We start from the raw sequence: 3,413 nt of genomic DNA on the forward strand, positions 1-3,413 counted from the left end.
CAGCAAAAGTTCGATTTATTCAACAAAGCCGAACTGTTACTGTGACCGGACTGAACAGGGGCTTTAGTTTCGAGACTGGCAATATAAAGTTCCACCGATTTAAACCGCTTAATGCTCTGGATGAATGGCAATGCGTCGTATTTTCCATTCACGCGGTTTTCAGCGTTCAGTATTTTAGTGATGTTGTCCATCGCAACCCGCAGTGAGCTCAGGAGTTGCAGGATAATTCGGTCATGAACCTGTTGTGATATCTGACCATATAACCACAACTGATGTGCCTGACGAGTCAGGACGTTAATGGTCCGGATAATATCCAGCAATTTATAGGTCATTGGGTGGTTCCAGCGAATTTCAAATTCACCATAGTCAAACCCTTCGAATGATGAATCATCCAGAGGCAGTCTGGCGACATTTTTGTCAATCTGCTCTTTGAAGGTATTTACATTACCCGACAGTTCATCGTAAACACCGGAGAGCCATTTCTGAACTTTAGTGCTTGTCGCCTGGTCACCTTCTATCAGCCGGAAAATATTATAAATTGCATTGGAAATGGTGTTAAACTGGCGCAGGCAGGCTCTGTTTTTTTCATGAAAGTGCGTATAGAACTCACTTGAAAGTGGCTTTAATTTTGAAATGACCATCCCTAACGGGCGGCTATTGCCAGCGTTACGTTGATTGCGCGGTTCAGTTTTTGGGGATGCGTTGTCAGCCATTATATTAACCTCTTCAGTTTTTCCAGTCTTTTGATGTCGGCCAGTTTTCGTTGATGGTATTCCGCGAGTAGTTCACGGATCGGTTTAATTTTGTTTTCTGTTTCCAGGAACATCTCCAGTTCCCAGTCCAGGGCATTTTTAAAACAACTAACGCTGTATCCTCCGAGTTTAGGTTTAACAACCACGCCATGATGTTCAATTTTGTTTTTGAACCTGGGCGAAAAATCTTTCCATACAATTGTCAGCTTTTGCGATGAGCCGACCTTTTTAAACACCGGTGCGAATCGACCGGGCATGAATTTCCCCCCGTTTGCATACGTGGTCTGGGATATCAACTGATTTCGTGCCTTCCAGTTCTCCCAGTATTCATCCAGAATTTTTGTCGCTTCTGATTTCAGTAACTCGATATAGCGAACCGAGTTTTCGATAACGATTTCCTGATGTGCCGTAATTATCGGGTTCATATCAACTCCTCCATTCTCACAGACTACAGGAATCCAAAAAGATTTTTCTGAACTAACAAGGGTGTTTGCATTTTTTTTTAATTTTTTTGTGCTCATGTCGTCGGCAAAAAAGTAACTTTCTTGTGAGCACGACCAGCGACCTCTGCCTGAGGCCCACACAGTGTGCGTTCCACCTCCCGTAAAACCACTTCTCGCAACCGTGGAGATGGAAAAGTAACCTTTTTGCGAACCAGTAATAGTTACCCTTATACATAAGTAACTTTTTGCGTAATAGTTACAAATGATGGAGGATGAAAATCTGTTGTCTATTGGTCACTATTCCGGGAAAAGTTACAAATGAAGATTTTTCCCCATTGGTAACTTTTTTCAAAAAAGATACCAATGAAAGATGTCGCTTATCGACGGTTTTTTCTAAAAAGTGCCTAATGATATTGGTGAAAATTCGGATATTCTTGCTCTTGGAACTAAAACGAAGATAGTGCTTTATACTATTTGTGATTAACCCTTTTCTACTCTCCCTCGGATTGCTATGATATAATAAAACCTCTTTCAGTAACCGAAGTAGCGCGATTTAAAAGTATCCTGGAGAGCGTATGGACGTACAACCCAACGTACAGACTGACACGGTCATTAAGGCGTTTCTCCGCTCGGAGTTGCAGTTGATACGTAGTCAGAAAAAACTTCTCAGTGTGTTGCCTCGTGATCTCGCGTCGGACTACCGCTATATACCGGAGAACCTGCTGGAGCGTTTTTTCCATCCCGCCACTGATGCGCGTCTAAATAGAATTGCCCTGTCAGAAGCCAGACCAGGTAGCCTGCTAGTTCCCCGTGTCAACGGGAAGCCTGTTTTATGGGGTGAGTTAATAAAGTTAATCCTGGATGACTCTCAGTTACTGAAGTTTGAAACGTACGGCAGACCTTTTGACAGTACCGAGATGAAACCAAATGAGCCATGCGAATTATTGAGCGGGAAGTAGTATGTTTATAAACACGTCGACCTTGAGTTATTCAGGAAAAACATCGTCTCTATACAGATGAATTTCCTGGTCAATCTATGGAATCTGGCCAGATTTAAACCGGCTTATGTCAGGGCTTATTTGGCTCTGTCTAATGACGCTTTTCAGATGCTCCTCGATACAGAGATGTCCGCCTTTGTTGAGGTGACAAATGTGGTTCTCTTTCCCCGGTTTATAACCTATGATGCCGGACGACGTGATCACAAAGTATATGCATGGGGTTACGAGATTATGGCTGATGTTCTGGAAGGTTTCATCCCAAGGTAAAATATGGAAAACTTACGAGTTGAATTTGCTCTTAAAGATTCATATGAGAAGCTAAAGTTATTTTAGCGGTTTCTGGATGCTATAAAAGTTAACTGGCTTCACTCATTGATATGGTAACCTGATTACGGTTCATTCATGTTGGTGAATAACAGGATCCGAGCGTGCTTCGCTGAAAAGTAACTTTTCTGAAAACATGAAGTGGTTTTTCCTGCCGGTCGAAAGAACCGGACCAGGTACACGTTAAGGAGAATGCGGATAATGGGCTTTAAAAAGAGCGAGGTAAGCCAGCTAAATAGCCTGGCAAGTGCCATAAAGTTAATGGAATTTGATGCCAATAAATATACCATGACACATTTGTATGGTCGTAAAGTTGCCGACAGCCTGGAGTACCCCAAAGGGATAAATACAAGAAAAGGGGTAGGTAAATGGCTCGGTGAAAAATCCGCCATGTTGCTGTCAAATGTCGTTGTAAACAATTCTATTCATATTTTCGGATATGACACTCAAAATCCTACAGAATCAACCAGAGAAATGGATTTTAATGCACTTGTTGATTTGTTAATTAACACGGGCTATACGCCGGAATACTACCCGCTCAAGGTCAACAGGATTGTCGAAGTTCTCAACGGGATGTCGGAAGCTGACTATAAAGACTATTGCCTGGTATGTAAAAAGCCCTTCATACATGCGCCGGACAGGTATGATTCCTGCCCGACATGTAGCGCAAAAAAATGCAAAGTTGCTATTATGCGTTATTATCAGTCCGTAGTTCCCTTTGAATAAAAGTAATTAAGATTACATGGAAAATCATCTTTTACACACGGCAAGCACCATCTGCCATATCGCGTTTGCATCGACGGGAATAACGATACCGTCAGATGAGCAGGTTTTTTTTCATCTTTCAGACAGCATCCATAATCGCCAGGGTGATGCTGCCAACTTACTGATTTAGG

4 protein-coding genes are annotated in these 3,413 nt (G+C 42.3%); 2 read left to right on the plus strand and 2 right to left on the minus strand.

Annotation, left to right across the window (positions count from 1 at the left end; genetic code table 11):
- Window positions 1–713, minus strand: a 713-nt coding sequence (locus HMPREF3140_RS09380; protein ID WP_070552947.1) for a hypothetical protein, incomplete at its 3' end; no start/stop codon positions are given.
- On the minus strand, window positions 713–1,177 hold the full coding sequence (gene mobI, locus HMPREF3140_RS09385) for a conjugative transfer protein MobI(A/C) (protein WP_032435691.1): 465 nt from the start codon (window positions 1,175–1,177) through the stop codon (window positions 713–715). The genes mobI and HMPREF3140_RS09380, both read right to left, overlap by 1 nt.
- 593 nt (window positions 1,178–1,770) lie before the next feature.
- On the opposite strand from mobI, the gene HMPREF3140_RS29250 reads away from it, so the two are divergent.
- Window positions 1,771–2,154, plus strand: coding sequence for a hypothetical protein (locus HMPREF3140_RS29250; RefSeq protein WP_224238761.1), 384 nt, complete (start codon window positions 1,771–1,773; stop codon window positions 2,152–2,154).
- 564 nt (window positions 2,155–2,718) lie between these two features.
- Window positions 2,719–3,243 carry a hypothetical protein gene (locus HMPREF3140_RS09395; protein WP_029497499.1) on the plus strand — a complete coding sequence of 175 codons (525 nt, stop codon included), beginning with the start codon at window positions 2,719–2,721 and terminating at the stop codon, window positions 3,241–3,243.
- Window positions 3,244–3,413: the final 170 nt, after the last annotated feature.

Origin of the sequence: Klebsiella sp. HMSC16A12 (genome assembly GCF_001808265.1) — a bacterium.
In the GTDB taxonomy this organism is placed as follows: domain Bacteria; phylum Pseudomonadota; class Gammaproteobacteria; order Enterobacterales; family Enterobacteriaceae; genus Klebsiella; species Klebsiella pneumoniae.